This is a genomic window from Streptomyces sp. NPDC006393, assembly GCF_040628575.1.
In the GTDB taxonomy this organism is placed as follows: Bacteria; Actinomycetota; Actinomycetes; order Streptomycetales; family Streptomycetaceae; genus Streptomyces.
This window is the reverse complement of record NZ_JBEXZD010000055.1, coordinates 43,992-49,991: the sequence shown is the minus strand read 5'-3', so window position 1 is coordinate 49,991 and position 6,000 is coordinate 43,992. Positions and strand designations below refer to the sequence as shown.

Annotated in this window: 3 protein-coding genes; 1 reads left to right on the top strand and 2 read right to left on the bottom strand. The window is 73.2% G+C overall.

What is annotated here, in order from left to right; all coding sequences use genetic code 11:
• Window positions 1–8: 8 nt before the first annotated feature.
• Entirely contained in the window at window positions 9–1,115 is a 1,107-nt protein-coding gene (locus ABZ484_RS22485) for an aliphatic sulfonate ABC transporter substrate-binding protein (protein ID WP_358867690.1), read from the bottom strand.
• Window positions 1,116–1,529: 414 nt separating this feature from the next.
• Between ABZ484_RS22485 and ABZ484_RS22480 the strand changes: the two genes are divergently transcribed.
• Window positions 1,530–3,287, top strand: a complete 1,758-nt coding sequence (locus tag ABZ484_RS22480) for an ABC transporter ATP-binding protein (RefSeq protein WP_358867689.1) — start codon at window positions 1,530–1,532, stop codon at window positions 3,285–3,287.
• Window positions 3,288–3,310: 23 nt separating this feature from the next.
• On the opposite strand, the gene ABZ484_RS22475 is transcribed toward ABZ484_RS22480, so the two are convergent.
• Complete coding sequence (locus tag ABZ484_RS22475) at window positions 3,311–5,875, bottom strand: CHAT domain-containing protein (RefSeq protein ID WP_358867692.1); 2,565 nt, start codon at window positions 5,873–5,875, stop codon at window positions 3,311–3,313.
• Between the last annotated feature and the right edge of the window lie 125 nt (window positions 5,876–6,000).

Sequence of the window (6,000 nt, the reverse complement as noted above, 5' to 3'; positions counted from 1 at the left end):
CTACGGGCTTATTCGGCGCCGAGACCGGCGTCGCTGACGGTGGGCTCGCCCTCGGCCCGAAGGACCTTGTTCAGGAGGGTGAGGTCGTAGATGCCCTTCAGGTCGGGCTTCTCCAGCAGGCCGGCGTTGACGGCGTGCTCCGCCTCGGTGTCGAGGGTGGAGGCCAGCGGGTCGTCGAGGAAGGTGATGGACTTCCACGCCGGGTCGATGACGTCGGCGGGCAGCGCCTTGCCGGACAGCTTCTCCAGCGCCTTGTTGGCGGAGGCCTTCGCCTTCTCCGGGTTGGCGTTGATCCACTGATTGGTCTTCAGCGACCCGCGCAGCACGGCCTCGACGACGTCGGGGTGCGCCTTGAGGAACTTCTGCGACACGATGATGTTCGTGATCACGAACTTCTTGCCGGGCCACAGCGACGACTCGTCCAGCAGCACCTTGGCGCCCTCGGCGACCAGCTTGGACGCGGTCGGCTCCGGCACCCAGGCGCCGTCGATGGAGCCGGACCTGTAGGCGTCCGGAGTGACCTTGTTGTCGGTGCGGACGACGGAGACGTCGCCCTTGCCGCTCTGCGGGTCGACCTTCCAGCCCTGGTCGGCGGCCCAGTTGAGGAAGGCCACATCCTGCGTGTTGCCGAGCTGCGGGGTGGCGATCTTCTTGCCCTTGACGTCCTTCAGGGACTTGATCTTCTTCGGGTTCACGACGAGCTTGACGCCGCCGGAGGCCGAACCGCCGATGATCCGCAGGTTCTTGCCGTCCGCCTTGGTGTAGCCGTTGATCGCCGGGGACGGGCCGATCCAGCCGATGTCGATGGACCCGGCGTTCAGGGCCTCGATCTCGGAGGGGCCGGCGTTGAAGGTCAGGGGTTTGATCGTGGTGCCGCCGAGTTCCTTCTGGAACAGGCCCTCCTGCACGCCCACCAGAGCGGTGGCGTGGGTGAGGTTGGGGAAGTAGCCGATCTTCACTTCGTCGGCGGAGAGCTTCTCGGCGCCCGCCGCGGCCGCGGGCTGTCCGCTGTCGTCCGTGGAGTCGGATCCGTATCCGCATGCGGTGAGCAGGAGGGGGAGCGCCGCTGCGACGGCGAGGGTGCGCAGGGCGGTGAGCGGTCTTGCGGCAGACACGGAGGTGTCCTCTCTGGGGATGGACGATCAGGGAGGTACGCGACGGCGCGGTGCTGGGGGAACCCCATGATTCCCTAGTTTTCCTACCTGGCTGATAGGGATCGTGGCAGAAGGTGGCGCCCGGCCCAAGAGGATGTTCATATGATGGACGTGAGCATCTCGGTTCTCGAGATGGCGTGTACCGCGGGTGGCGCCACGAGCCCGTGTGACGGTTGGGCCTCTTGTCGTGCCGGGGCCGGAAAAAACGCTTGGACTGGGCACCCGCCGTCGCGGGACACTCCCTTCCCGGCCTGCCCGTACGCGCTCGGTGGCAGGGCCGGGGACCGCGGGGGCGGCTTCGGCCGTCGTACGAGACCACGGGATGGGGGGACCGTGTCGTCCGACTCACGAGAGGCATCGCCCCGCAGGGGCGCGGTGCTGCTCGCACTTCGCTGCTACGGACGGGAGTTGGCCCGGCTCCGGCGGCTGACGGTGCCCGCGATGCTGCTTCCGGCGGTGGGCAACATCGGCCTCAACTACATCGCGCCGCTGGTCGTGGCGAAGCTCGTCGCGCGCATCGCCGGAGACGGCCGGGTGACTCTCGGCACGACGCTGCCGTACGTCCTCGGGTTCGCCGGCGTCATGCTGGGCGCCGAGGCGCTGTGGCGCGTCGGCCTGCACTTCCTGAATCGCCTCGACGCCCTCGGCATCGAGCAGCTGTACGTGTTCGGCATGGACGAGCTGTTCGCCAAGGACGCCGCGTTCTTCCACGACAACTTCGCCGGGTCGCTCACCAAGCGGGTACTGAGCTTCGCTTCCCGGTTCGAGGAGTTCGTGGACACGCTGACCTTCCAGGTCGTGGGCAGCCTGGTGCCGCTCGTGTTCGGGTCGGTGGTGCTGTGGCGCTACCAGCCGCTGCTGGTCGTGGGGCTGCTGGTGATGATCGCGGCGACGGCGCTGTGCGTGGCGCCCCTCGTCCGCCGCCGTCAGAAGCTCGTCGACCAGCGCGAGGAGGCGATCGCGCGGGTCTCGGGCCATGTCGCAGACAGCCTGATGAACATGGAGACGGTACGGGCGTTCGCCGCGGAGGAGCGCGAGGCCGCCGAACACCGGGCCCGGGTCGCGGAGTCGCGGCGGCTGTCGCTGCGCTCCTGGGACTACGGCAACCTGCGCATCGACTCGCTGGTGGCGCCGATGTCCGTGCTGACCAACGCGCTGGGCCTGCTCCTCGCGGTGGCGTTCGGCGGGGGCGGGCACAGTGTGGAGGCGGTCGTCGTCGCCTTCACGTACTACACCAACGCCACGCGGATCATGTTCGAGTTCAACCAGATCTACCGCCGGCTGGAAAGCTCGATGACGGAGGCCGCGCAGTTCACCGAGCTGCTGCTGGTGCCGCCGACCGTGCTGGACCCGGAGTCGCCGCAGCCGCTGCTCCCGGTGGCCGCCGACGTGCGCTTCGAAAAGGTGACCTTCGCTCACGGGAGCGCCGCCGAGCCGCTCTTCGAGGGGCTGGACCTGACCGTGCCCAGCGGGGCGAAGGTCGGACTCGTCGGCCGGTCCGGCGGCGGCAAGACCACGCTCACCCGGCTGCTGCTGCGGATGACGGACATCCACTCGGGCCGGATCCTGATCGGCGGTCAGGACATCAGCCGGCTGCGCCAGGCCGATCTGCGCGGCCTGATCGCCTATGTGCCGCAGGACCCGGCGATGTTCCACCGCACGCTGCGCGACAACATCGCGTTCGCCCGGCCGGAGGCCACCGACGCCGAGATCCGCCGCGCGGCCGAGGCGGCCCACGTCACGGAGTTCGCCGACGCGCTGCCGGACGGCTTCGCCACCATGGTGGGCGAGCGCGGGGTGAAGCTGTCCGGCGGGCAGCGCCAGCGGGTCGCCCTGGCCCGGGCGATCCTGCGCGACGCTCCGATCCTGCTGCTCGACGAGGCCACCAGCGCGCTGGACTCCGAGAGCGAGATCCTCGTCCAGGAGGCGCTGTGGCGGCTGATGGAGGGGCGTACGGCGCTCGTGGTGGCGCACCGGCTGAGCACGGTCGCGGGCATGGACCGGCTCGTCGTCCTCGACCGCGGCGAGATCGTCGAACAGGGCACGCACCAGGAGCTGCTCGCCTCGGGCGGCGCCTACGCCAAGCTGTGGCACCACCAGTCGGGCGGCTTCCTCGACTCCTCGGCCGCCTGAGCCGTACGCCTTCCCCGGGGCCGTCAGGCCGCGCCGAACGCCGAGAACGCCCATCCCGTGGCCTGGTGCGTCGCATCGCCCGGCAGCGCGGCCCGCGCGTCGCGCAGGGCCTCGGCCAGGGACAGGCCGGCGCCCAGCCCCTTGTGCAGGGCGAGCATCAACGGCACCACCGCCTCGTCGTTGACGGGCGCGCTGCACGCCACCACTCCGGCCGTGCCGAGCGGCAGCAGCGCGGTGACGAGACCGAGGAGCTCGTCGGCGCCGACGGAGGCGAACCGGGCGGTGTCGCAGCAGGACAGGATGATCCGGTACGGGCTGCGGTCCAGACGCTCGAAGTCGTGCACGATCAGCGGGCCGTCGGCCATCGTCAGCGACGAGAACAGCGGGCTGTCGGCGCGGAAGGTGCCGTGCGCGGCGATGTGCGCGAGCGCGGCCCCGTCCAGCTCCCGCAGCACCCGCGACACATGGGCGTCGTCGCCCCCCAGCACGGTCGGCGACCCGTAGCGGCCCGCCAGTTCGGGCACCTCCGCGCCGCCGGTCGCCAGACCGGGGCCGCGCACCAGCACCTGCCGGGAGTCGGGCGGCGGCTGCGTCTCGCGGGCGCGCAGCCAGCTGCTCGCCGACGGCGACACGCTCAGCACCCGCTCCCGCAGCGCCGGCAGCAGCGCCCACGGCACCCGGTGCAGCGAGCCCGGCGGCACCACCACGACGGCTCCCGTGCCCAGGTGCCGGGCGGCCGGACCGAGCAGCAGCTCCTGAAGGCGCCGCCCGGCCGCCTCCACCAGCGGCAGCCGGGCCGCCGCCCCCGGATGGGCCAGCCGCCGCAGCCCCGCCTGCACATGCTCCGCCTCGACCACCGCCTCTGCGAGCCGACCGGCCTCGAAGCGCCGTACCCGCCCCTGTCCGCACAGCAGCACATGCACCCGGCCGTCCAGCACGGCCAGTTCGACCAGCCGCGCGTCCCCGAGCCGTGCCAGGAGCCGGCCCGGCTCGAACCGGTCGCCGCCACCCGGTGCCGCGCCGCGCAGATGGAGGGTGCGGGAGCGGATCTCCCGTTCCAGGCGCCGCTGTTCCCGCTCCAGCGCCGGAACCGGATGGCCGTCCTGGCGGGCCTCCTGCGCCCGGGCGGCGATCTCCCGGAACGCGGTCAGGCCGCTGAGCAGCGCCGGATCGGCGGGCGGCCGGGTCGGCGGCGCGGACAGCACCGTGGCCCGCCAGCGCTCGCTCCACACCAGCAGCCGCCTGGGCTCACCCGTAGCGAGGGCCGACTCCTGGGCCAGCGCGGCCAGTTCACCGCCCTGCGCGGTGGCCCGCGCCCGCAACTCGGACGCACCGAGCGTCATCCGGTGGTCGTCCAGCACGTCCAGGCCGCGCCGGCAGGCCTCCAGCACACCCCGGCCCGAGCCGGCCGCCCGCGCCCGCAGCGCCTGCGCGGCCCAACCCGTCATCCGCGCCAGCGGCGGCCCGCCGTGCCGGCTGCGCGCGGCGGCGGCCAGATGGTGCTCCGCTTCGGCGGGCCGGCCCAGGGCCAGCGCGATCCGGCCCGCCAGCAACGACGCCTCCGGCGCGGCCGGGGAGCCGAAGGCGGCCAGCCGCTCGGCCACCGCCGCGGCGTCCGCGACCAGCCGGCCGGAGCGGCGCCCGACGGCCACCCGCGCCTCGATCAGCACCAGCCGGGCATGCGTCTCCCACCAGGCGCGCCGCTGACCGGCGAACAGCCGCACGGCCTTCGTCGCCCGCGCGATCGCCGTGCGCGGATCGTCCGCCAGCCGCGCCGCGCGCGCCGCCGCCAGCAGCAGCTCGGCCTTGCGGGTCGACTGGCCGCCCAGCCGGTCGAGTTCGGCGATCGCCGTGTCCGCCTCGGCCAGCGCCTCCGGCGCCAGCCCCGCCGCCATCAGCACCTCGCAGCGCCGGATGTTCAGCATGAAGGTGGGCGTGCCGAGCTTGGCGTAGCGCTCCTCCGCCTCGTCCAGCAGCCGCAGCGCCGCCGGGATGTCGCCCCGCCGGAACGCCGCGAGGCCCCGGCTCTCCACGGCGTCGGCCTTGTCGTGCTCCTGGCCGGTGGTGTCCCACAGCGCCTCCGCCGCCGTGAAGTCGGCGTCCGCCCGCTCCACCGCGCCCAGCGCCAGATGCACGGTGGCCCGCAGCGTGAGCGCCCGCGCCGTCCAGATCACGTCGTCGGCCTGCCGCAGCACGGGAACGGCCCGGCGCACGTCCTCCAGCGCCTGACGGTGCCGGCCCAGCACCCACCACACGTACGCCCGCCGGTACAGCACCCGTGCCCGGGTGTGCCCCGTCCCGCGCGCCACACCCTCCTCGAACGCCGCGAGCCCGTCCCGGGTGCGGCCCGCGTGCACCAGCGCGACCCCGAGCGTGGCCAGCACGTCGGCCTCCCGCTCGGCCGAGCCCGCCCGCGCCGCCAGGTCCCGGGCGCGCCGCAGATGCCGCAGGGCCGGGCGCATGTCGCCGAAGTCCCGCTGCCAGATACCGATCACCTGGTGCGCCACCGAGGCGTGCAGCGGCGACGGGCCGGAGTCCAGCAGCGCCCGCGCCCGCGCCAGCGCCTCGGCCGGGTCGGCGAACACCATCGGCAGCAGTTCCGGCACCGACTCGCTTCCCGCTGTCACCCACCGGATGGTAGTGGCACCCAAGTGACGCCGGAACCGCGTCCCCGGTGTTCGCGGAACCGCCTGCCCGGTGTTCGACGCTGTAT

Coding starts and splice junctions, on each gene's coding strand:
- ABZ484_RS22475 (WP_358867692.1), bottom strand. CDS start 5,875: ATGGTGTTCGCCGACCCGGCCGAGGCGCTGGCGCGGGCGCGGGCGCTG.